At 52.0% G+C, this 3,545-nt stretch carries 4 protein-coding genes; 3 read left to right on the top strand and 1 reads right to left on the bottom strand.

Features of this window, described 5'->3' with window-relative positions; genetic code table 11:
• From Q7V48_13870 to Q7V48_13860, 3 genes are all read left to right on the top strand, one after another.
• Positions 1-667: NEW3 domain-containing protein (locus Q7V48_13870; protein ID MDO9211814.1), on the top strand; the 667-nt coding region annotated here is incomplete at its 5' end.
• A 1-nt stretch (position 668) separates the two neighbouring features.
• Positions 669-1,421, top strand: coding sequence for an ABC transporter ATP-binding protein (locus Q7V48_13865; GenBank protein ID MDO9211813.1), 753 nt, complete (start codon positions 669-671; stop codon positions 1,419-1,421).
• A 2-nt stretch (positions 1,422-1,423) separates the two neighbouring features.
• A complete protein-coding gene (locus Q7V48_13860) occupies positions 1,424-2,389 on the top strand; it encodes an ABC transporter permease subunit (GenBank protein MDO9211812.1) in 966 nt (321 codons plus the stop codon).
• A gap of 53 nt (positions 2,390-2,442) precedes the next feature.
• On the opposite strand, the gene Q7V48_13855 is transcribed toward Q7V48_13860, so the two are convergent.
• On the bottom strand, positions 2,443-3,429 hold the full coding sequence (locus Q7V48_13855) for a Tim44 domain-containing protein (protein MDO9211811.1): 987 nt from the start codon (positions 3,427-3,429) through the stop codon (positions 2,443-2,445).
• Positions 3,430-3,545 lie beyond the last annotated feature (116 nt).

Below are 3,545 nucleotides of genomic sequence, written 5' to 3'. Positions count from 1 at the left end.
CAATAAAAGCGAGAGCGACAAGAACTTTAACCTCTCCGCCCAAGTTCCGCCAAAATGGGAAGTGAGTTTCAAGCCAGCTTATGAGCAAAAGCAGATTTCCAGCTTCCGGGTAAAAGGAAGCCAAAGTCAGACTGTGGCCGTTGAGGTTACCCCTCCGAAAGATGCCACCTCAGGTAACTTTCCTGTGACGGTCTGGATCACCTCCGGCGAGAAAAAAGCCGAGGCCAAACTCACCGTTATTCTTACGGGGATTTACAAGCTGGATGCCGGAACTCCCACCGGGCTTCTCTCCCTGGAGGCGATTGCCGGCAAACCGGCCATTATGTCCCTTTTTGTAAAGAACACCGGATCCGCCGTCAACCGCAACATTAGTTTCAGTTCCTTCAAGCCAGAAAACTGGAAGGTTGAATTCAAGCCTGAGAAGATTGATGCTCTGGAGCCCGGGGCGTTGAAACAGGTGGAGATCACCATCTCCGCCGCCGGTCAGGCCTTGGTTGGAGATTATTCGGTGGGCCTTTCCGTTGATGGAGAGAAGGGCAGCAGCAAGACGGTGGAGATACGGGTGTCCGTAAAAACCTCGGCAGCCTGGGGCTGGATCGGCATCATTATTATTGTGTTGGTCATCGCCGGCTTAGGAGGGTTATTCTACTGGCTGGGGAGGCGGTAAGATGAACGGGCGGAATGTCATCGAAACCCAGGAGCTGACCAAGGTATACGGGGAGCAGGTCGCCGTAGACCACCTGAACCTCAAGATTAACGAGGGAGAGGTGTTCGGGTTCCTGGGGCCGAACGGCGCCGGTAAAACAACCACTTTGCTCATGCTCTTAGGACTCAGTGAACCTACCTCCGGGAAGGCCTGGGTTTGCGGCTTTGACCCCACCCGCGAACCACTGAAGGTAAAAAGGTTGGTGGGCTACCTGGCAGAAAATGTCGGGTTCTATGACGATATGAATGCCGTCCAGAACTTACTGTTCATTAGCCGGCTGAACGGAATTCCTGATGACCTGGCCAGCAACAAGATCAAGGAACTTTTGAAGATTGTTGACCTCGAAGTGGACCCCAAAAAGAAAGTAGGGGAATACTCCCGCGGCATGAGGCAGCGCTTAGGAATTGCCGAGGTCCTTCTGAAAGATCCTCAGGTAGTTTTCCTGGATGAGCCCACGCTGGGGCTCGATCCTGACGGGTCGATCCAGATGCTGGAGTTGATTCGATCCCTCAGCCAGGATAAAAAAATTACGGTCTTTTTCTGTTCCCACCTCTTAGATCAAGTTCAGAAAATTAGCCACCGGGTGGGGATTATGATCAAGGGTCACTTGGTGGCCGTTGGCCGGATCGAAGACCTGGCTAAAGAAAAATTCGGGGTAGGGCCGGAGAGTTATACCCTGGAAGAGGTCTACATGAAGTATTTCAAGGAGGGTTAGTCGTGAAGGGAATACTTACCATATGCCGCAAGGAATTGGCGGATCACTTCAGCAGCACCCGCTTCATCCTGCTTTTTTATTTGATTCTGATGGTCAGCCTGGTAACGGCTTTCATCGTTGGATCGGGACTGCGGGACGAGCTGAAAGATGTGGCCAAACCCACCTTTGTTTTTTTGATGCTTTTTACATCTCCCGGGAAGCTTTTTTCCCTGATTCAGTTCATCGCCATCTTTGGCCCCCTTTTGGGGATTGTTCTGGGATTTGATTCCATCAACCGGGAGCGAAGCGCACGCACGCTCAGTAAACTGATCTCCCAGCCGATCTACCGGGATGCGGTCATTAACGGAAAGTTCCTGGCAGGGTTGATCACCATTGTCATCATGTTAGTATCGATCGTTTTGATGATTTCCGGCCTCGGCCTGCTGCTCATCGGGGTGGTTCCTGGACCGGAGGAAATTTTGCGTTTACTCGTCTACTTAGTGATCAGCATTTTCTATATCGGTTTCTGGCTGGGAATTTCCATTCTGTTTTCCGTGGGATTCCGCAGTGTGGCCACTTCGGCTCTGGCTGCCATTGCCTGCTGGATTTTCTTCTCCTTTTTCGTAGCGATGGGGGCCAGTGTGATAGCCGATGCGATTTCCCCCGTCGATCAGACCCGGGCGGCTGCTAACCCTGAATTACTGATTCAGAATGAACAGACCCGAAAAATTCTTTCTTTATTTTCACCGATGAGTCTTTACAGCGAGAGCACGACCATCATTCTGGACCCCCTGAGGAAAACCACTCAATCGATACTCCTGATGGGGCCTATGGAGCGGTTATCGATTTCCCGTTTTCAGAGCCCCCTCCCCTTGATCCAAAGTATTTACATTGTCTTTCCCCACCTCATTTCTTTGATCGCCATCACCATGGTCTTCTTTGCCATAACCTATGCTGTTTTCATGCGCCAGGAGGTTAGGTCTACTTAATATAAGCGCATTAATTTTTTTACCCCCATTCGACTTCCCCTCCCCCGCCTGGATTAACGGCCCCCTTCCTGGGTGATTCCTGCCAGAACCCAGTTCTTCTCCCCAACATTGCGGGTGAAGGTCCAGTATTCAACGAATTTCACCGGATCGGAAGAGCTTCCGGAGACGACCTGGCCGCTCTTTTCATCCACCACGTAGTCTAACAGGTTGGCGTAAATTCTTACCGAAATATAATCTTCTCCCCGTTCCTGTCCGGCCTCGACAATCTCCACCTCGCGCACAGCAATATTTTCCAATTTGTTCATCTGTTTCTTGGCGATGAGTTCCTCCAGGTCCCGCCCTAAAATGCCCAGCATCTCCTGAGTCAGAAGATGGCGAACCCCATTCAGGTCGCGGCGGGTCCAGCCGCCCTGGATTTTGAAGAAAATATCCTCGACCACATCTTTAAAATTCTTTTCATTAAAAGAGGGGTCCATGGCTTTAATATGGCGGAGCCCCTCGGACGCTGGCACTCCGGCGGAATCCGTGGCCGGGGACGGAGTAAAGACTGGCCCCGGGGAAGGGACCGGATAGGAGTAAGGCGAAGGGCCCGCTCCTGCGGTGCTCATCTGCATGGTCCCTCGGGAGCGGAAGCGCTTCACCACAAAGTAAATAATCCCGAGGATGACCAGGATAAGCAAGATATCACTAAAACCAAAACCGCCGCCTCCCTCGCCGGTTCCGGCAAAGCCCAGACTGCGGAACAGCATCCCCCCTAAAAGCCCTCCGACCACGCCACCGGCCAACCCGGAGAGGAAACTCCTGCCAGCCCCGGAAGGAGGCACGGAAGGTTGGGCCTGCTGATATTCCCTCGGCTGGGCAGGGGGTGTGGGGCTTGGGCTCCGCTGAGAAGACCCTCCTGAGCTGTACCCACGGCTTCCGGAAGACCTACCACCTCCGGCCCGGGCAAAGACTTCGGAATCCAATCCGAGCCAGATGAGAAAGAGAAAAGTAAATATTATACTCACCAGCGCGCGGCGACGATGAAAAATTCTTGTCATACTCAATCCTCCCTTGATTTTAACGATCTAAAATTTATGTTATTATGCCCTATACCCTTCGGAATTACAAGTAAGAAATGCAAGAAATTATGGGTGGGGAAAAATCATTTATTTTC

This window comes from Deltaproteobacteria bacterium, assembly GCA_030654105.1.
Lineage (GTDB): Bacteria > Desulfobacterota > SM23-61 > SM23-61 > SM23-61 > JAHJQK01.
The sequence above is the reverse complement of the archived record's forward strand: the minus strand, read 5'-3'. Positions and strand labels throughout refer to the sequence as shown.